Below are 18,080 nucleotides of genomic sequence, written 5' to 3'. Positions count from 1 at the left end.
TTAATTATTTTTTTATCATAAAAATTTTTACTTAGAGAAAAACATTAATATTACTGTAGATATTATGGGAGGATAACGTAATGAAAGTTGGTTTAATTGGATTAGGAAAAATGGGGCTAAACTTAGGTCAAAATTTAATGGATCATAATCACGAAGTAGTAGCTTTTGATTTAAATACTGCTGCAGTTGAAGAAATGAAAGGCTTTGGTGCAGTTGGTACTTCAAGCTTAGAAGAATTAGTAAAAAATCTTGATACTCCAAGAGTTCTGTGGATTATGGTGCCACACGGAGTAGTTGATTCTGTCATTAATGAAGTTAAACCATTCTTATCAGAAGGGGATATTATCATTGAAGCAGGGAACTCTCATTATAAAGAGTCTATTAGACGTTATGAAGAATTAAAAGAATTTGGTATTAGGTTCATGGATGCTGGTACTTCAGGCGGTATGGAAGGTGCTCGTAATGGTGCTTGTTATATGGTTGGTGGAGATCAAGAAGCTTGGGATATCGTAGAACCAATCTTTAAAGATACTTCAGTAGAAAATGGTTACCTATATGCTGGTAAAATTGGTAGTGGACATTTCCTAAAAATGGTTCATAATGGTATCGAATATGGTATGATGGCTGCAATCGGTGAAGGATTTGAAGTATTAGAAAAAAGTGACTTTGATTATGATTATGAAAAAGTTGCAAAAGTATGGAATAATGGTTCTGTAATTCGTTCTTGGTTAATGGAATTAACTGAAAATGCATTCTCAAAAGATGCTAAGCTTGATGAAATTAGAGGCGTAATGCATTCATCTGGCGAAGGAAAATGGACAATTGAAACAGCTCTAGACCTTCAAGCTGCTACCCCAGTAATTGCCATGTCATTATTAATGCGATACCGTTCATTAGATAACGATACGTTCACTGGTAAAGTTGTTGCTGCTCTTCGTAATGAATTTGGTGGACATGCAGTTGAAAAGAAATAAATAAAGTATAAAATAGGAAATATCCCTAATAATTGGAGGAAATTAAAAATGAAATTTTTTATTGACACAGCTAATGTAGAAGACATCCAAAAAGCTTATAAAATGGGCGTATTATCTGGAGTAACTACAAATCCTTCTTTAGTAGCAAAAGAAGGAGTTAAATTCGAAGACCGTATCGAAGAAATTTTAAAATTAGTTCCTGAAGTAGAATCAGTTTCTGCAGAAGTAACGCCAAACGCAGTTTCTGCTGAAGAAATGATTGCTGAAGCTGACGAGCTTATTAAAATTAATGGTGGAGATAAAAATATTACAATTAAATTACCAATGACACTTGCTGGTTTAGAAGCTTGCCGCTACTTAACAAAAAAAGGTGTTAAAACAAACGTAACATTAATCTTTACTGTTAACCAAGCATTATTAGCAGCTAGAGCAGGTGCTACTTATGTATCTCCATTCTTAGGTCGTTTAGACGATATTTCTGAAGATGGCGTATTATTAGTTGCTAAAATTGCTGAATTATTCCGAGTTCATAATATGGACACTCAAATTATTGCTGCGTCCGTTCGTCACCCAGACCATGTTACTCGTGTAGCCTTAGCAGGAGCTCATATCGCAACAATTCCTTACAGTGTTATTGAACAATTATCTAAACACCCATTAACAGATCAAGGTATTGAAAAATTTGCTGCTGACTGGGCAAAAACTTCATTATAATTTGTAAGAAACATTAAATCTAATAAGTATAAAACCCCCATCTTCATTGAAACTCTTTTTGTAGCTATGATATGGGGGTATTTACATAAAACAAGGAATAGAGGAGGAAATAGTAATGAATTCGAATCAGAAATTTGTTGGTTATGTAGGTACATATACAAAAAATGAAAGTAAAGGTATTTATCAATTTATTCTTGATACAGAAAAAGAAAGAATAATGGATGTTAAACCTGTTGCCGAATTAGGAAATCCAACTTATTTAGCAATTAGTGAAGACAATAAGAATCTATATGCTGTTGTAAAAGATGGAAACTTAGGTGGGATTGCTGTTTATTCGATCGATGAAAACAGTAAAGAGCTAAAAAAATTAAACGAACAGCTTAATGAAGGCGCTTCACCTTGTCATATTAGCGTTGACTCAGGTAAGCAAAATATAGTTACAGCAAATTATCATAAAGGAACAATTGAATTATATAAAATTAATCAAGAAAATGATTTTGCAAGTGATATTAAATCGATTATGCAACATGAAGGAACAGGACCGAATAAAGAACGTCAGGAAAAACCTCATGCACATTTTTCTGGTTACACATTAAATGAAAAATATGTTGTTGCAATCGATTTAGGAATCGATCAATTAATTACTTATAAAATCGAAAACAATTCTTTAATTAAAGTAAGCAGTCTTTCAGTTAAACCAGGAAGTGGGCCACGTCATATCACGTTCCATCCGAATGGAAAGTTCGCTTATATAATGACAGAGCTTAGTTCAGAAGTTATTGCTCTACAATTAAATGAAGATGGAAGCTTTACAGACTTACAATATATTTCTACAATCCCTAGCGACTTTACTGAAAACAATCAAGGAAGTGCAATCCATATTTCAAAAGACGGTCAATTCGTATATGCAGGAAATCGTGGTCATAACAGTATCGCAGTATTTAGTGTAAATCAAGATACTGGTAAACTTGAATTAGTGGAAATTACTTCAAGTGAGGGGAATTGGCCAAGAGATTTCGTTTTAGATCCATCTGAGAACTTTTTAGTTGGTTCAAATGAAATGTCAGGGAATCTAGTTTTATATGGAAGAAATAAAACAACTGGAAAATTAACAGTCATTCAATCAGACGTACAAGTACCTGAAGTGGTATGTGTGAAATTTTTAACTGTTTAATCTAAATTAGGAGACTTTTATTATGGATTTTAAAATAACTGATGCTGCCAAAGAAATACTTCGTGCAGTAGACCAAAGTAAAATACTACAATTAGAATTTGACCGTGGAAGCTGTGATGTCGTTAATAATATTTATGAAATAAAAGTTATTAATAAAAGAGAATGTGGTCCTAATGAAAAAATGATAATTGGAGACCAGTTCGAATTTATGGTAAATAAAAATTTTGAAGATGTATACGAAGACCAATTAGTGATTGATTATGTTGATGGATCATTTGTTTTCAAAAATCGAAATCAAATTTTTAATAATCGAATTGGATTAACTTACATTAAATAGGTTTTAGATATCAACGGTTACTTGAAAGATTACGAGAGAAATTTTTTGGAGATGCGATTCTGATTTTGTGAGGGATTAGCGTCTCTTTTTTTAGTTTAAGTTTACCTGAAAAAAATTGAAGAGGGATATTTTTATTGATTAAATCACATATTTTTATAAATTTAACAAATTACATTGTTCTCATTCCTTTCAATAAAATTTAAATTAGTGTTTCTATAGGTGATAAATAATCTCTACTATTTTAGTTTTAGTCGATTTGCTTTAATCTGTTTAGTCATCCAATGTTTATCTGTTTGCACATGATTTTCTCGAACAAACTTTGCAACCGAATGTTTAAAATCATTGTAATGAAATCCATCAGTTAATCGTATAACGTATCCTTCTTGTTCTCCACCCAAATTTGACTTTTTTGTATAGCAAGCTTTTATAGCTTCTTCATTAAATATACCCTTGTATAAAACCGGTGCAGTTTTTAGACCTAATAAATTGGACCATCTAATCGTATCTTCCCAAGATAGGCAGTTATTTTGTTCGTCCCATATCGAAAAGATATAATAATAACTATCTAGTTCCTCATAAAGAATCGAATGCATTGCATAGACATTTTCCCCACAAACTCGCCAATGTTCGGGGATTTGGTAACCAATCGTAGCTTGTAGCATTTTCACCCAATGTCTGGATGGATGGTCTAGGCTATCAGTTGATCTTGCGTGAATCCCATCTCGATAAATTGAGCAATTTTCACCATCTATTTTTTCCGTTACAACCACTTCTTTTCCAATAAAATGGTCAATATTATGAAGTGTTTTATCATCAGAAGTTTTAGATTCTGACCAAGGTAAATGAAATGTCTTTGGATACTTAATTTTCATCTTCTAGCACCTCACTTCGCAAACGTATCTGCTTCACGAAAGAAATAAAGTTTTGCGAGTAATTTATCTCCAAGTAAATGATAAATTTCAGTTGCTCCTTCGTTCCCACCGTAGTTAATTAACATGTGCATTTCGATGATTCCAACTACAGCTTGAATAAATTCATCTTCAAAACCAAGCTCCATTAAAAAATGAAAGGCAATTTGTGAAGAAACTTTTTCATGACCAAAGTATGAATAATACCCTTTGGTAACCTTATACGTCTTACAGAATACCTTCCCAACATCATGAAACAGAGCTGCCATTTGCAGAATTAGTTTGTCATTCTCTTCGTACATTTCATTAATATACTCAATGAGTCCGTATGTGTGTTGACAAAGCGTCATTGAATGAAACGGATTCTCTTGGTCGAAGTCCCTCATTGCATGAAAAAACGGTACTTTATTGAGCTTCTCGAATAACTCTTCGTATGAAACTTTACTTACTAATAGATTTGTTAATTCTTCTTTCGTCATTTCATATGAAAAGGGCTCATGAATTATATGGATGACATCCCATCCTTCATTTTTTAAAGGAAAATCAAGGTTCTTCCTCATTTTAACAAGAATTCGATCTTCGACAACACGCTTTCTCTTGTTATTTCGCTCTACACAAACCTCATACGGCACATCCATGTAATAGCACTCTTTGTGAACGTCTACGAATTTATTTAATGCTTTCATTCGTTTTTTTCGTTCAATATTTGTTGCATCAATGAGAACACTTTTCCCTTCAGCAAGTAAACGATTGGCTCTTTTGTATAATTCCATATACAAAAGATTCGTCCTCTTTTGCTTATTTACATTAAAGAATAGTGTTTGTCGTAACTCATCAGTGGATAAAATAATGGCTTTTTCTTTCTTGGCGATTTTTTTAGCCGTCTCGCTTTTTCCACTTCCAGGAATTCCAATCATATAAATTAATTTTTGCATTTTACTTCCTCCTTTATCTAATGGCAGATAAATAAGGAATTACGATTTGATGGAGTGAAAGTTCGAATTGAACAATTCCACACTTTATATTATATATTCGAATGAAAGCTTCTGATAGCAAAATTTCCATTAATTTGAACGATTTACCATATTTCGGGGTGATTTAATGTGAAGGATTAGTAAAAAAACTATATCACCTTGTTTTATCTGTATAAAAGAGTTGAATAAATAGCGGTAAAATCAGGAAATAACCCAATTGACGGTAAATTTTGTGTGTTGGATAATTAAAAACAATAGCAGCAAAAAAATAGTTAATGGAGGTCACTTGTGTTCAATAAGAAATTAAAGTTCACATTATTGTTATTATTGTGTTTTACTTTCATCAGTTACATCTTCCTTAAGCCTTCTTTACAGATGAACGGAAACAATCAAAAAAATATTCTAGCAACAATACAATCAGTAAACAATGGAGAAAAATCAATTGATATAATTAAAATTTTTGACTTTGGAAATGATCGATATGTAGCTTATTTGCAAAATAATACGCCGTCGTACATTCACTTTAAAAAAGATAGTATTGGAAACTATAAATTTCAAAATGCTGAGTACGGAACACCTGAAAGTGATCATAAAAATAAACTAGATTCAAACTTACAGGACTTTGCTTTGCCTATCGAATATAAAGATCATAAGCCTTTACCTTTGAAAATACTAGTCATCACAAATCATTTTAATACTGTCTCTAAATTAAACGTTCGCCTTGTGAATGCTACTGGGAGCACTGAAAAAGTTGAAATAAAAGTTGGTAGACCGAGCGCTAAAATCATAACAATGTACAAGGCATCGAATGCATTTAGTATAGAAAATAGGTATTTTGATGAACATGGGAAACAGATTAATTAATACATAAAATTGATGAAAGGAGTAGATGAGATTACCTATACGGGTGGCTCATATTTTATTTGAATTGCTTTTCCAAGAAGTAGTAGGATACGGGATTAATTGGATAGTTTGTGATATGATTTAAAATAAAAACATATACTCTAGTGATTATATTTTTAACATTTTAGGGGATGGAGAAATGAAATTTGAGATGCAAAAAGCGAATATGTTGGCTGAAGATATAAATGATTTTGTCAAATTAGTACATAGTAGTTATGAAAATAGTAAATACACATCTACTAATAATAAAGACAAAATCTATCAAATAAAACTACTAATTGAAGAATTTAGATTCCAAGTATTGGCAGATGAACTATTCAGAATTAATCGGTTTGCATGGGACGGAAAATATACATATTTATTGATCGAGAACTTTATAAAAGGAATAAACATTATTGATGAATACGTAGAAAATAATTATAATGAACTTTATATTTTTACAGCAAAACTTTACACTTTAAAAAATGCAATCATTTCATTTAATCATAAGTAAAGTAATGTAACCAAAAAATTAATATAAAAATGCTATTTCCCCAACAGAGGGTAATAGCATTTTAGATTGGTTTGTTAAAGCTTTTTAAACCTAATTGGACTAACCATTAAGAAAGCAAGAATTAAAGTTATCCATGCATTACTATAAAAAAACATGCCCATCCCAGCTAAAGGTAAACCAGCGGCAGGAATAGGTAAACCTTTAAAATAACCGATGGTTGGTTTCGCACTAAATTTTGCTAATCTTAATGCCCCCATCGTTGGAAAAAGGATAAATGCAAGTGAGGTTAAGATTGATGGTGCTGAAATGGAATGAAATAAAAGCGCAGGTGCAACGCCAAAACTAACAATATCCGCTAAAGAATCTAGTTCTACACCAAATTCACTATTTACTTTTAATTTCCTTGCAACTCTTCCGTCAAGAAGATCAAAAATTGCAGCGATGAAAATAAAAATTGAGGATAACATTATTAAACCACTCATATTAAGCGTAATCGATAGAACACCACAAACTAAATTTCCGATTGTAAGTAAATTAGGTATAGATTTTACGACCTGACTAAACAATGTATCCCCCCTAAAACATTAAAAACCTTTCAATAGTATTTTCTAACTATTTACACTTTATTCTTAAATCTTACATAGTTATTTATCAAGTTTGTAAAATTAAAAAAGGATAAAAATACTAAAAACCGAATAATTAATACATATGAGCATATTAAAAAATAATTGAAAGTTTATAGGAGGCATTAAATGAAGGCATTATCCATTTCACTTGGATCAGTACTAGAATTAATTAGAATTATATTGATCTTTGGGTTACTTGGTGCTTTATTTTCAACAGTTGTATCAGAAATATATAATGAAATGGGTGTGAATCTTAATCATACTGGATGGTGGTGTTATTTTGGTATACTTGTTTTAATTTTTGTCATTTATCGAAATAAATTACAATTCAGTGGATGGTATAATGGAAAAGGAAGGGAGAAATTAACTAAATTAGTCACAAAACTATTAATTTCTTGCTCAATCATTATGATATTAATACCTGGCATAATTGAATTAATTCAAGGTTGTAAAATAGTCAATATAGCAGTTACTTAGAAAAAAAACAAGATCGACATTTAGTCGATTTTTATTTTGCCTATACACTTGATGATAGGAGTGATTGAATTGACACTGTTTGGCTATCTATTTTTTTAGGGGATAATTATCGCAATTGCATTTGGTTTCTTTATGCAAAAAAAGTTCGGAACAAAAGCCCCAGATAAAACAGAGAGTCAAAAATTACATGAAGAAATAACGAGACAGACACATAATAATGATCGTCCAAGATTTTAAATTATGGGTGTAGTTATTGAAAAAGAAAAAAGACTAATACATCGAATTAATTCTAATCAATTTGTGATGAAGTTAAAGCTTGAAAAAGTTAATATAATAGAGAAAGTAGTACTTTTACTAAGAAAGGAAAATAACATGAAAAAGATTGATGAATACTTTGAAACAGCAATGGAAGCTTGGAGTATGATGCAAAAAACGACTGATGACGAAGGAGCAGAATGGGCAGAAAGATTCGAACGCTACTTCTATGAATTTATTGATGAACTGAAAAAATGGTGGGAAACGCTTGATTCAAAACCAACAAATATAGAAGATGCAGAAAAGTTACCTGAAGTTAAAAAATGGATGGAGCAAATTCCAGGTCCAGTGCAATTAAATTTTTTAACTGAATTAGAGGATATAGTTGATGGTATTGAGACAGTACGGTTTGATTTTAATGAATAATTAAGCGAATGTTTGGAGGGATACATCTGTCTGTCTGAAAAAGATCCGGATAATGGGTTTAATGTAACCTATAAAGAAGCTAAAATGACGTCTGGGGTAAAAATAATAGAAGAAAAAGAGACAGGAATACAATATTTATTTAGTTGACATGGCTATGCTGGAGTTTGATGTAAATTCTAAATACTATTTCAAAAAGTCACATCGAAAGTATGATGTGACTTTTCTTATTTATTCAGTATGTAATCCGGCAAATATAACCCTTAATCCATATAGAAATTGTTCTTCAAAATCAAAACTATAATGATACTGTTCACCAAAAAATGATGTAAATGCAGTTAATTCTTCGCCAGTGTATGTGAACTGTTTTGCACGATGTTCATCTGCTACAAATGATAATATATAATTGTTAAAAAGGTTACCAGCAACTAGACAGTTTTTATCAGATACCCCGTATTTGGTCAAATTTTCTAAAGTGAATTTTACTGCTTTTAATCTACTCGGTGTTGTTGGCATGGATTGCGCAAAAACTTCTACTGCATCTCGGGTCTTTAATAAAACTCTTCGTACTTCTAATGCTAGAGCTGTTAAAGCTTCTTTGGCATCCTCTAATTCTTCAGGTAGGACAATTTCATGATTTAAGTGCTCAGCAATTAAATCATACAAAGCCTGTTTATCTTTAATATGCCAATATAGGGACGCAGCTTTAATCTCAAGTTCCTTTGCCAAAGTACGCATTGATAAATTACTTATTCCGTCACGATTTAAAATAGCAAGGGATGCTTTTACAATTGCTTCTTTTGTTATAGCCATAAAATCTCTCCAAATATTTATTTGACTCTAACAGTGTTAGATGTTAATCTAACGATGTTAGATAACTAACGCTGTTAGACGTTTTTGTTCTCTTATTGTACTAGAAATATTAACTACTTTAAAGTTCAATCAATTTACCTATTAGTTAAATCAAATAAAAATAAATAATATGGCTTACATTAAAAAGAGATTGGGTGGATATGATGATGATAAATATGCGCAAGAAAAAGGATATTGGTATTTATGGGTATACAGCAAAATGGTATGATAAAAATTCACGAAAAAGTCGTCTAACACAAATGCAAGAATATGCTACCGAAATTAAATCATTAGTTTGTGAAGATGCAAGGATTTTAGAAGTAGCTCCTGGACCAGGATATCTATCTATTGAGCTTGCAAAAATGGGATTTGATGTTACAGGAGTAGAGTTAAGTCCAGATTTTGTTAACATCGAAAAAAATAATGCAAAGGAAGCGAATGTTCTAGTAGATTTTAAAGAAGGTAATGCATCAAACCTACCTTGTGATGATAATACTTTTGATTTTATTGTTTGCAGTGCAGCATTTAAAAACTTTATGGATCCAGTAAAAGCACTATCAGAAATGTATAGGGTTTTAAAACCAGGTGGAACATCACTTATAATCGATATGAATTTTAATGCAACTGCACAAGATATTGAAGGTGAAATTAGAAAAACTGGAATGCAGGGGTTTGATAAGTATTTTGTTAAATTTGCATTTAAAACTTTCTTGAAAAAAGGTGCGTATACAAAAGCAAATTTTGAGATGTTTATAAAAGAAACCGAATTTAAGAATTATCATATTAAGCAAGAGGATATTAGTTTATATGTCTATCTTTATAAATGATTAGCTTATTTATAAAAATTGCCCATTTAAATGCTAGATTCTATAATAAACATAGATAATCTTAGAAAGTTGGGAACTGATTGAGAAAATATCTTTTATATATTTTGTGTTTTAAGATTTCATGGGATCTCATTCATTTTGTATATAAAGCTTGGGGAGAGTATAAACCACAAAATCTAATTCATATTACTATTTCAATTTTAATCGAGTTATTGATTATTTTGACTTTATTAAAAACAAAAAAATCTAGAAAAAGTTTAACAAAATTTGAACATTTCCATACCGAGGCTTTAAATTGCGATGAAAGAAAAGACTACGAAAAAGCGCTTCAAATAAGAGAAGAAGGTCTAAACTTACGATCATTAACTACTTTACAACGTGCAGAATTACATGTTGGTAATGGGGGAACATATTTTTTTCTAAAAGATTATAAAAATGCTTCCATTAGCTTTGATAAAGCTTTTGAGTTAGTTAAACGAGAGAAAATACCTTATGATGAACAATATAAAGTAATGATTGAATGCTATGTAAAAGCAAATCGAAAAGAAGATGCCATAAAACTAGTTGACGAATTGTTAGAAAGACAATCTTACAATAAAAAATTCAAAAGGTTACTACCTATAAAGGATCAGTTATTATCTTAATTTTACTAGTACTATTAATAGGATTCCATTTTAATAGAGAAAATATAAAAAGTCGATTCCTCAGGAGGAAAATCGACTTTTTTAATGTCATATCATTTATTATTCATAAAATTTTGTTTCTCTAAATAGTCTAGAACTGTTTGAGAATATTCATGATGAGATTCTTGTGTATACTTTGCAATCGTATAAATTTGAGCTAGGTTCTTTAATCCTAGTCGTTCTGTCATTTCTTTCAGCTTTGGAACGTCCATGTAACGTTGCCAGCCTTTTTCATTTCTTTCTTTATAGATTTCCAGAATATCTTCTTCTGAATAATCATTATATTGTTCATAATGGACTAGTCCATGTCTTGGAAGTCGGTCACGTAATGCTGGATTTTCTTTTGGATAGCCTAATGAATATCCTACAACTGGTACGACATTTGGTGGTAAGTTAAGAATTTCTCCAATTTGATTACAATTTGCAAGTGTAGAGCCCATGTAACATAGACCAAGACCGGCATTCTCTGCTGCTAATGCACAGTTTTGAGATGCCAATGTAGCATCAATGGCACCAATCATAAAGCTCATGAAATTATCAAAATGTACAGGTGCATCATTAAGCGTAAGCCATTTTCTCATTCGATTAAAATCCACACAAAAAGTTAAAAGAATAGGTGCATCAACAACCATTGATTGCTCCATATGCGCAGAATATAATTTCTTTCTAATTTCCTTGTCTTTTGTGACAATAATGGAATAAGATTGCATATTGCCACTTGATGAGGCACGAATACCTGCATCTAATATTTGATTTAACAGTTCTTGACTAACTTCCTTATCCGCATATTCTCGAATTGATCTGTGCCCATGTAATACATCATTAAATTCCAAAACTTTCACTCCTCATATCAAAAAGATTTCATTAAAAACATAAAAAAACAATCGAAAATCGACAAATAATATAAAATTGTAATTATTTCTGAATAATCAAATTATAATGTAACATATCATAAAGAAACGTTATCGTACATAAATTTGTGCTTTTTTAAAAAAAATTAGTAAAAATTACTCAGTTTAACATTTTTTTAGAATAGTAGTGATGTGTGATGTGTCAAAAAATGTCAAATGACATTTATAAGTAGATTAAAGGTTAATAATTAAATTACTGAGTAAATTTTATTAAATAAAATAAAAAAAATATGAGTGTAAATTTTAGCAGAAAATAGTAATAGATATGCGTAAATAAACAGGAAGCTAGAGAAATAAATTGATTAAAAAAAAATTAAGCCCAGTATACTATTTTAGACTGAGCTTAATTCTTATTTATTTTTTTCATTTAAATTCTTTATTCTAACTTTAAATTCTTAAATTCAATCCGATACAAATCACGACGTCGATCGCGTAATTGACGGACTGATCCAGTATTTCGGGAACGTCTTAATTTTTCAAGGTCAACATCTCCGACTACGACAGTATCAACATTTGCATCACATTCACCAACAATACCATCTCTTGCAAAGCCAAAATCAGAAGGGGAGAAAATTCCTGATTGTGCATATTGAATGTCCATGTTTTCTACATGTGTTAAATTTCCTACTGTTCCTGCAATACAAGTATATACTTGATTCTCAATTGCTCTTGCTTGAGCGCAGTAACGAACACGAAGATAACCTTGGCGATCATCCGTACAAAATGGGACGAAAATGATATTTGCCCCTTGATCAACTGCAATACGAGCAAGTTCAGGAAATTCGATGTCATAGCATATTTGGATCGCGATTTTTCCACAATCTGTATCAAATACATGGATTTCGTTACCTTCTGAAATTCCCCACCATTTTCTCTCATTAGGAGTAGCGTGAATTTTTAGTTGCTTTTCAATTGTGCCATCACGTCTAAATAGATAAGCAACATTGTAAATATTACCATCTTCCTCAACGAAGTGAGATCCTCCAACAATATTGACATTGTAGCGTACAGCAAGTTCGGTAAAAAGTTCGATGTATTGCTCAGTATAAGTTGCAAGCCTACGAACCGCCTGATCGGGGCGTTTTTCTTCCAGAAAAGACATCAATTGTGTTGTAAACAATTCTGGAAAAACAGCAAAATCCGAACCGAAGTCAGCGGCGACGTCAACATAATACTCGATTTGCTTCGTAAAATCAGAGAATGAATCGATTTTTTTCATCATGTATTGTATTGCGCAAATTCTAACTGGGAATGATGCACGATAAACTCTTTTAGATTTTGGAAGATAGTCAATATTACTCCATTCCATCAAAGTGGCAAATGAATCAGATGCCTTATCATCGGGAAGGTAGCGTGTATTAATCCGTTTAATTGTAAAACCTTCCATTAATTGAAATGATAAAACTGGGTCATAAATACTATGTTTTTCTACTGCTGCTACATATTCACGTGGTGACATTTCATCTCTATGTTTATGATAATTTGGGATTCGACCACCAATGATAATGCTTTGAAGATTTAATTGTCTAGCCAGTTCCTTTCGCGCTTCGTAAAGACGGTGTCCAATTTTCATACGACGGTATTCGGGATCAACCATAACTTCAATTCCATATAAATTAAATCCATTCGGATCATGATTTGTAATATAACCATTATCAGTGATGACGTTCCAAGTATGCTGGTCATCATATTCATCGAAGTCAACCATTAAACTTGAACAAGAACCAATAATTTTATCTTCATATTCTACACAAAACTGACCTTCAGGAAAAATACGAATATGACTTTCTAATTGTTCGCGTTTCCATCCTTCCATGCCAGGAAAACAACGGTTTGATAACCTCATAATTTCATTAATATCTTCCATACGTATATTTCGAACTTCAATCTTCTTCTCGTATTTTGACATATCTGTCTCTGACATAATCTCACGTCCTAAATATAAATGTCTCGCTTACTAAGGGACCATAAAAAACCTGTCTATGGATTTGTAAATCACACATTTAGGTTACCCATAATTTACCTTTTAATATGATCTAATTTACGAGTTTATATTAATAATTCAATTGCTAGCTAGTTGGTTTTATAAAAAAGAAAAAAGATGAAATGTCTTTACTCAGAGAGGTTCAATAGTAAGTAAAAGAGCAAAAATATGAAAATTAGTTCCTCATAAAGAGTTCATGAGTAAAAAAAGAGCAAAACTGTGAAAAATAATGCCTCATAAGGGATTCACGAGTAAATAATTAAAAACTCATAATATTGTTATGTAAACTTAATTTGTTTACATCTATCTATCAATATAGGATTAAACGAGTAGAAGGACATTGACTACTTCTAAAAAATGCTTTAAAATTATCTTTAATTCAAGATAATTGAAAGGAGTTGATATGGATTGAATCAAAATGAAATTTCAACTAATTCGCTCCAATTGTATACTGAAATTTGTAAAGCAAATCGATTTTTAACTGATGCTTCTATAAATAATATAAAATGTTTTGGTTTGAATTTAACTGAATTTGCAGTCTTAGAATTGCTTTATCATAAAGGAGATCAGCCAATTCAACAAATTGGAAAAAGGATATTAATCTCCAGCGGAAATATGACGTATGTATTAGATAAATTAGAAGCAAGAAAATATATTGAACGCATTCATTGTCCGAAAGATCGACGAGTTATTTATGCAGCTTTGACTGAAGAGGGTAGAAAAGTAATTAGTTGCATCTTTCCAGCTCATAGTGATTTGATTCATAACTTATTTTCTCAATTAAATTCAGCTGAAAAAGATATGTTAATCTATTTATTAAAAAAGATTGGATTAAGCAATCATTAACCTCAATGTTGAGATAATTTAAATTGAATTAATTGAAGGAAAAGCTGTCAATGACGGCTTTTTTTGTTAAGGCTGGAAATAATAATTAATAGTAGACTAATTGTAAGAAGAGGTATGAAAATTGGAGAAAAAATTTGAAGGAAAATCAATTATTATTACAGGTGGTGCAAATGGAATTGGAGAGGGGATTGCACTTGCATTTGGAAAATTAGGAGCAATGGTTTTTATAGCAGATGTTAATGAGCAAAAAGGTCATAAAGTTGTAAAGAAAATTGAGGAAAATGGTGGAAAAGCAATATTCCATAAGACTGATGTTAGTAAAGAAGAAGACATCATAAATCTTATTCAGACTGTTTTTGATAAATTTGGTAAACTTGATATTTTAATTAATAATGCAGGAATTTCCGCTTTTAAGCCATTTTTAAGTTTATCAACAGATGAATGGGATCAAGTAATAAATACTAATTTGAGAAGCGTTTTTATTTCATCAAGAGAAGCTGCTAAAGTGATGGATAATGGTGGAAGAATAATCAATATGGCATCAACAAGGGCGATTATGTCGGAGCCAAATTCAGAAGCTTATGCAGCATCAAAAGGTGGAATTGTATCAATTACCCATTCATTAGCTGCATCGCTTCAGCCAAATGGTATTACAGTAAACTGCATTAGCCCTGGATGGATTCAAGTTGATCAAAATGAAGAATTAAAAGAAACTGATCATCTTCAACATTGGTCGAATCGGGTAGGTAAGCCTGAAGATATCGCCAAAGCTTGTATTTATTTAGCAGATCCAGAAAATACATTTATAAATGGTCAAAATATCATAATTGATGGTGGAATGACTAGGAAAATGATCTATGAAGAGTAAAAAAGCAAGGAAAGTTAAACTTCCTTGCTTTTTTATTCATTATTAATTCGCTTTTCCTTACTTTCTTGTATTCTAGCTCTAAAAATATATCGTAATAAATAGGGGACAACAATAAATATGAAAAGTGTTCTAAATAGTTGATAACACATAATGACAGTTATATCTGCGTCTACTTCTTTTGCAATTAATGCCATTTGATCCATTCCACCAGGGGCTAAACTAAGTAAGGCACTGATATGATCAATGGTGTGGATATGTGTTAAAAATATACTAGATACTAGCGAAAATGTTAATAAAACGACTCCACTTAAAACTGAAACTAGAACTATTTTTAATTTGTTATTTAAGTTTTCTGGTTTCAATAATAAGCCAATATAACTTCCCATCATTAGCTGTGAGCAATCCAAAATTACAGATGGTAATGCAGGTCCATGTAATCCAGATAAATTAAGGATAATGGTAGCAATCATTGGACCTAAAAGTAGTGCCGTTGGAAAATTTATTTTCTTCCCTAAAATTCCAAATAGTGTACAGAAAATAGCAAAAATAATGATGTTAGGAAATAAGCCGTGCCAGCTAGCTGAAGTGTGCTGAATGGATTCTAATATCGAACTTTTATGTACATTAAAAAATGGACTGAAAATTAATAATGGGACCATAAATATAATCATCATAAGTCTGGAAATTTGTAAGAAAGTGACAATTGTAAAGTCAATATCTTTAATCTCTTCTGCAAGAGCAATCATTTGACTTAGTCCCCCTGGAATGCTACCTAATAAAACAGTTGGATAATGGATTTTAAATACTTTAGAAATTATGATCGAAATTGTAATTGTAAAAAGGATGAGTAAAAAGGTCATCAAAATCATAGAAGTTAATTGATGTCCGATTTGGATAAACGTAGAAGATGTAAATGATAGCCCAATTGTGTAACCGATTATGATCATGGCTGTATCCCGAATTTTACTAGGCCAATACAATTTTATCCCTTTAATTTTAGAAAGTAGAAGTACAAAAAACATTGGTCCAAGGAGCCAAGGTATTGGTAGTTTAATCAATTGAAATATAAATCCACCAATAATTGCAATCATGAAAGTAATGAAAAGCTGAGTCCATTTATTATCGTTGTATTTCATTACCATCGTTTCACTTCTTTTCAAATTATAAAATTTTAATGTATAAATCATGTTTACATTTATTCATCGCGCTTGTTATGTTAATATCATTATTGACCTTAAGTTTATGGTATGCAAGGATTTTGCTCGGTTTACTCGCTAGAATATTTAACAGGATAGCAAAACTAATCGGAGGATATATTAAGGATAGTAAATCTTTTACAATTTTTAATTTGAAAACCCTTGCAAATTTTAATTAGAAAGGACTAATTGAATTGGCTAAACAACAAATAGGCGTAATTGGTTTAGCAGTAATGGGAAAAAACCTAGCTTTAAATATTGAAAGTAGAGGTTTTTCAATTTCTGTATATAACCGCTCAGTTGAAAAAACAGAAGAATTTTTAAAAGAAGCAGAAGGTAAAAATGTAGTTGGAACATTTTCAATTGAAGAATTTGTAAATTCTCTTGAAACACCTAGAAAAATTTTAATAATGGTAAAAGCAGGTGCCCCAACTGATTCTACAATTGAAATGTTATTACCTCATCTTGATCAAGGTGACATTTTAATTGATGGTGGAAATACATACTATAAAGACACTCAAAGACGAAACAAAATGCTATCTGATAGCGGAATTCATTTTATTGGAACAGGTGTTTCAGGTGGAGAAGAGGGAGCTTTAAAAGGACCTTCAATTATGCCAGGTGGACAAAAAGAAGCATTTGAACTAGTAAAACCTATTTTTGAAGCGATCGCTGCAAAAGTAAATAATGAGCCTTGTACAACATATATTGGTCCAGATGGTGCTGGTCATTACGTAAAAATGGTTCATAATGGAATTGAATATGGTGATATGCAATTAATCTCAGAAGCTTACTTTTTATTAAAAAATGTACTAGGCTTAACTGCTGACGAATTACACCATGTATTTAGTGATTGGAATAAGGGTGAGCTAGATAGCTATTTAATTGAAATTACAGCTGATATCTTTACTAAAACAGACGAAGAAACAGGTAAACCTCTTGTTGATGTTATTTTAGATAAGGCAGGACAAAAAGGTACTGGAAAATGGACTAGTCAAAGTACGCTAGATTTAGGCGTACCTACTTCTATTATTACAGAGTCTGTATTTGCACGTTTTATATCTGCAATGAAGGATGAAAGAGTAAAAGCAAGTAAATTATTATCTGGTCCATCAACTGGTACATATAATGGTGATAAAGAGCAACTCATTGAAGATGTGCGTAAAGCACTTTATATAAGTAAAATTTGTTCATATGCTCAAGGATTTGCTCAATTAAGAGCTGCATCGGATGAGTATAACTGGGATTTACAATATGGTGATATTGCAATGATTTTCAGAGGTGGATGCATTATTCGAGCGGCATTCTTACAAAAAATTAAAGAAGCTTACGATCTAGATGCTAATCTTTCGAACCTATTACTTGATCCATATTTCAAAGAAATCGTTGAAAGTTATCAAGGTGCTTTACGAAAAATTAGCGTAGTAGCAATTGAAGCTGGTGTACCAATTCCATGTTTCTCTGCTGCATTAGCTTATTATGATAGCTATCGTACAGAAACACTTCCTGCAAATTTAATTCAAGCCCAAAGAGATTATTTTGGTGCACATACGTATGAACGAATCGATAAAGAAGGTAAGTTCCATACACAGTGGACATAATTTAAATTTTGTTTTCGAAACAAAAAAAAAGTTACCCCCTCGAATTTTGAGGGG

General features: G+C 31.4%; 21 protein-coding genes. 14 read left to right on the top strand and 7 right to left on the bottom strand.

The features are described from left to right. Nucleotides 1-80 precede the first annotated feature (80 nt). The 4 genes from gnd (at nt 81) to RAH41_RS10430 (ending at nt 3,199) form a co-directional block, all read left to right on the top strand. Entirely contained in the window at nt 81-974 is an 894-nt protein-coding gene (gnd, locus tag RAH41_RS10445; RefSeq protein ID WP_331222360.1) for a phosphogluconate dehydrogenase (NAD(+)-dependent, decarboxylating), read from the top strand. A gap of 48 nt (nt 975-1,022) precedes the next feature. Beyond that, a complete protein-coding gene (gene fsa, locus RAH41_RS10440) occupies nt 1,023-1,688 on the top strand; it encodes a fructose-6-phosphate aldolase (protein WP_331222359.1) in 666 nt (221 codons plus the stop codon). Between the two features lie 115 nt (nt 1,689-1,803). Then, nucleotides 1,804-2,862 (top strand): lactonase family protein, encoded by a 1,059-nt coding sequence (locus RAH41_RS10435; protein ID WP_331222357.1) that lies wholly within the window; start codon nt 1,804-1,806, stop codon nt 2,860-2,862. Between the two features lie 22 nt (nt 2,863-2,884). Next, nucleotides 2,885-3,199: an iron-sulfur cluster biosynthesis family protein gene (locus RAH41_RS10430; RefSeq protein ID WP_331222356.1), complete on the top strand. Its 315-nt coding sequence runs from the start codon at nt 2,885-2,887 to the stop codon at nt 3,197-3,199. Between the two features lie 236 nt (nt 3,200-3,435). Here the strand turns inward: RAH41_RS10430 and RAH41_RS10425 are convergent, their stop codons facing one another. Next, complete coding sequence (locus tag RAH41_RS10425) at nt 3,436-4,071, bottom strand: RNA ligase family protein (RefSeq protein WP_331222355.1); 636 nt, start codon at nt 4,069-4,071, stop codon at nt 3,436-3,438. Between the two features lie 11 nt (nt 4,072-4,082). Further along, complete coding sequence (locus tag RAH41_RS10420; protein WP_331222353.1) at nt 4,083-5,042, bottom strand: AAA family ATPase; 960 nt, start codon at nt 5,040-5,042, stop codon at nt 4,083-4,085. A 327-nt stretch (nt 5,043-5,369) separates the two neighbouring features. On the opposite strand from RAH41_RS10420, the gene RAH41_RS10415 reads away from it, so the two are divergent. Both RAH41_RS10415 and RAH41_RS10410 read left to right on the top strand, forming a co-directional pair. Beyond that, nucleotides 5,370-5,945: a hypothetical protein gene (locus RAH41_RS10415; protein WP_331222352.1), complete on the top strand. Its 576-nt coding sequence runs from the start codon at nt 5,370-5,372 to the stop codon at nt 5,943-5,945. Nucleotides 5,946-6,123: 178 nt separating this feature from the next. Further along, on the top strand, nt 6,124-6,477 hold the full coding sequence (locus RAH41_RS10410) for a hypothetical protein (RefSeq protein WP_331222351.1): 354 nt from the start codon (nt 6,124-6,126) through the stop codon (nt 6,475-6,477). A gap of 74 nt (nt 6,478-6,551) precedes the next feature. Here the strand turns inward: RAH41_RS10410 and pssA are convergent, their stop codons facing one another. Continuing rightward, nucleotides 6,552-7,043: a CDP-diacylglycerol--serine O-phosphatidyltransferase gene (gene pssA / locus RAH41_RS10405; protein ID WP_069032136.1), complete on the bottom strand. Its 492-nt coding sequence runs from the start codon at nt 7,041-7,043 to the stop codon at nt 6,552-6,554. A gap of 186 nt (nt 7,044-7,229) precedes the next feature. On the opposite strand from pssA, the gene RAH41_RS10400 reads away from it, so the two are divergent. The 3 genes from RAH41_RS10400 (at nt 7,230) to RAH41_RS22615 (ending at nt 8,408) form a co-directional block, all read left to right on the top strand. After that, nucleotides 7,230-7,580: a hypothetical protein gene (locus tag RAH41_RS10400; protein ID WP_331222350.1), complete on the top strand. Its 351-nt coding sequence runs from the start codon at nt 7,230-7,232 to the stop codon at nt 7,578-7,580. Nucleotides 7,581-7,820: 240 nt separating this feature from the next. Further along, nucleotides 7,821-8,261 carry a hypothetical protein gene (locus RAH41_RS10395; RefSeq protein ID WP_331222349.1) on the top strand — a complete coding sequence of 147 codons (441 nt, stop codon included), beginning with the start codon at nt 7,821-7,823 and terminating at the stop codon, nt 8,259-8,261. Nucleotides 8,262-8,273: 12 nt separating this feature from the next. Further along, nucleotides 8,274-8,408 (top strand): DUF6440 family protein, encoded by a 135-nt coding sequence (locus RAH41_RS22615; RefSeq protein ID WP_419471587.1) that lies wholly within the window; start codon nt 8,274-8,276, stop codon nt 8,406-8,408. Nucleotides 8,409-8,489: 81 nt separating this feature from the next. On the opposite strand, the gene RAH41_RS10390 is transcribed toward RAH41_RS22615, so the two are convergent. Further along, nucleotides 8,490-9,071, bottom strand: coding sequence for a TetR/AcrR family transcriptional regulator C-terminal domain-containing protein (locus tag RAH41_RS10390; RefSeq protein WP_331222347.1), 582 nt, complete (start codon nt 9,069-9,071; stop codon nt 8,490-8,492). 206 nt (nt 9,072-9,277) lie between these two features. Between RAH41_RS10390 and RAH41_RS10385 the strand changes: the two genes are divergently transcribed. Together RAH41_RS10385 and RAH41_RS10380 are read left to right on the top strand one after the other, a co-directional pair. Beyond that, complete coding sequence (locus RAH41_RS10385; RefSeq protein ID WP_331222346.1) at nt 9,278-9,937, top strand: class I SAM-dependent methyltransferase; 660 nt, start codon at nt 9,278-9,280, stop codon at nt 9,935-9,937. A gap of 80 nt (nt 9,938-10,017) precedes the next feature. Continuing rightward, nucleotides 10,018-10,581: a hypothetical protein gene (locus tag RAH41_RS10380; RefSeq protein WP_331222345.1), complete on the top strand. Its 564-nt coding sequence runs from the start codon at nt 10,018-10,020 to the stop codon at nt 10,579-10,581. Nucleotides 10,582-10,673: 92 nt separating this feature from the next. Here RAH41_RS10380 and RAH41_RS10375 read toward each other — a convergent pair whose 3' ends face one another. Together RAH41_RS10375 and RAH41_RS10370 are read right to left on the bottom strand one after the other, a co-directional pair. Further along, nucleotides 10,674-11,453: a nitroreductase family protein gene (locus tag RAH41_RS10375; protein ID WP_331222343.1), complete on the bottom strand. Its 780-nt coding sequence runs from the start codon at nt 11,451-11,453 to the stop codon at nt 10,674-10,676. A gap of 454 nt (nt 11,454-11,907) precedes the next feature. Next, the gene (locus RAH41_RS10370; protein WP_331222342.1) at nt 11,908-13,455 is read right to left on the bottom strand and encodes a bifunctional GNAT family N-acetyltransferase/carbon-nitrogen hydrolase family protein; all 1,548 of its coding nucleotides are present in this window, start codon (nt 13,453-13,455) and stop codon (nt 11,908-11,910) included. Between the two features lie 468 nt (nt 13,456-13,923). On the opposite strand from RAH41_RS10370, the gene RAH41_RS10365 reads away from it, so the two are divergent. Together RAH41_RS10365 and RAH41_RS10360 are read left to right on the top strand one after the other, a co-directional pair. Next, nucleotides 13,924-14,361 carry a MarR family transcriptional regulator gene (locus RAH41_RS10365; protein ID WP_331222341.1) on the top strand — a complete coding sequence of 146 codons (438 nt, stop codon included), beginning with the start codon at nt 13,924-13,926 and terminating at the stop codon, nt 14,359-14,361. 121 nt (nt 14,362-14,482) lie between these two features. Next, the gene (locus tag RAH41_RS10360; protein ID WP_331222340.1) at nt 14,483-15,229 is read left to right on the top strand and encodes an SDR family NAD(P)-dependent oxidoreductase; all 747 of its coding nucleotides are present in this window, start codon (nt 14,483-14,485) and stop codon (nt 15,227-15,229) included. Nucleotides 15,230-15,261: 32 nt separating this feature from the next. On the opposite strand, the gene RAH41_RS10355 is transcribed toward RAH41_RS10360, so the two are convergent. Beyond that, nucleotides 15,262-16,371: an AbrB family transcriptional regulator gene (locus RAH41_RS10355; RefSeq protein ID WP_331222339.1), complete on the bottom strand. Its 1,110-nt coding sequence runs from the start codon at nt 16,369-16,371 to the stop codon at nt 15,262-15,264. A 248-nt stretch (nt 16,372-16,619) separates the two neighbouring features. On the opposite strand from RAH41_RS10355, the gene gndA reads away from it, so the two are divergent. Further along, complete coding sequence (gndA, locus tag RAH41_RS10350) at nt 16,620-18,026, top strand: NADP-dependent phosphogluconate dehydrogenase (protein WP_331222338.1); 1,407 nt, start codon at nt 16,620-16,622, stop codon at nt 18,024-18,026. The last annotated feature ends 54 nt before the right edge of the window (nt 18,027-18,080 follow it).

Source organism: Gottfriedia acidiceleris, assembly GCF_036421055.1.
Lineage (GTDB): Bacteria > Bacillota > Bacilli > Bacillales > Bacillaceae_G > Gottfriedia > Gottfriedia acidiceleris_C.
The sequence above is the reverse complement of the archived record's forward strand: the minus strand, read 5'-3'. Positions and strand labels throughout refer to the sequence as shown.

Excerpts from the sequence above, each read along its gene's own strand:
- gnd (WP_331222360.1), top strand. The coding sequence starts at position 81 with ATGAAAGTTGGTTTAATTGGATTAGGAAAAATGGGGCTAAACTTAGGT.
- fsa (WP_331222359.1), top strand. The coding sequence starts at position 1,023 with ATGAAATTTTTTATTGACACAGCTAATGTAGAAGACATCCAAAAAGCT.
- RAH41_RS10435 (WP_331222357.1), top strand. The coding sequence starts at position 1,804 with ATGAATTCGAATCAGAAATTTGTTGGTTATGTAGGTACATATACAAAA.
- RAH41_RS10430 (WP_331222356.1), top strand. The coding sequence starts at position 2,885 with ATGGATTTTAAAATAACTGATGCTGCCAAAGAAATACTTCGTGCAGTA.
- RAH41_RS10425 (WP_331222355.1), bottom strand. The coding sequence starts at position 4,071 with ATGAAAATTAAGTATCCAAAGACATTTCATTTACCTTGGTCAGAATCT.
- RAH41_RS10420 (WP_331222353.1), bottom strand. The coding sequence starts at position 5,042 with ATGCAAAAATTAATTTATATGATTGGAATTCCTGGAAGTGGAAAAAGC.
- RAH41_RS10410 (WP_331222351.1), top strand. The coding sequence starts at position 6,124 with ATGAAATTTGAGATGCAAAAAGCGAATATGTTGGCTGAAGATATAAAT.
- RAH41_RS10400 (WP_331222350.1), top strand. The coding sequence starts at position 7,230 with ATGAAGGCATTATCCATTTCACTTGGATCAGTACTAGAATTAATTAGA.
- RAH41_RS10395 (WP_331222349.1), top strand. The coding sequence starts at position 7,821 with ATGGGTGTAGTTATTGAAAAAGAAAAAAGACTAATACATCGAATTAAT.
- RAH41_RS10390 (WP_331222347.1), bottom strand. The coding sequence starts at position 9,071 with ATGGCTATAACAAAAGAAGCAATTGTAAAAGCATCCCTTGCTATTTTA.
- RAH41_RS10385 (WP_331222346.1), top strand. The coding sequence starts at position 9,278 with ATGATAAATATGCGCAAGAAAAAGGATATTGGTATTTATGGGTATACA.
- RAH41_RS10370 (WP_331222342.1), bottom strand. The coding sequence starts at position 13,455 with ATGTCAGAGACAGATATGTCAAAATACGAGAAGAAGATTGAAGTTCGA.
- RAH41_RS10355 (WP_331222339.1), bottom strand. The coding sequence starts at position 16,371 with ATGGTAATGAAATACAACGATAATAAATGGACTCAGCTTTTCATTACT.